General features: G+C 63.2%; 1 protein-coding gene. It reads right to left on the bottom strand.

Annotation, left to right across the window (positions count from 1 at the left end; genetic code table 11):
* On the bottom strand, positions 1–280 hold a 280-nt coding region (locus tag RVY79_RS19215; protein WP_317466158.1), incomplete at both ends, for a glycoside hydrolase family 15 protein.

Below are 280 nucleotides of genomic sequence, written 5' to 3'. Positions count from 1 at the left end.
CCCCTTGAGATCGGGCGCAATCCATTCGTCGAGCGGCAGGTTCGGCACCACGCTGTAAACCGGCTTCAGCGGACCATCGGCATTGGCCGCGATCGACAATGTGAAGCCGATGAAGTCCTCCATCGTCTGCGTCGCGCCGACGCGGTTGAGTGCCTTCACCACGAAATAGGCGTCACGCAGCCAGCAAACCCGGTAGTCCCAGGTGCGGCCGGAACCCGGGGCTTCCGGGATCGATGTGGTGTGCGCGGCGATGATTCCGCCGGTCTCCTCGAAATTCGAC

This window comes from Chromohalobacter sp. HP20-39 (genome assembly GCF_033052815.1).
Classification (GTDB): Bacteria; Pseudomonadota; Gammaproteobacteria; order Pseudomonadales; family Halomonadaceae; genus Chromohalobacter.
Note: the sequence above shows the minus strand (reverse complement) of the source record. Positions and strands in the feature narration are given on the sequence as shown.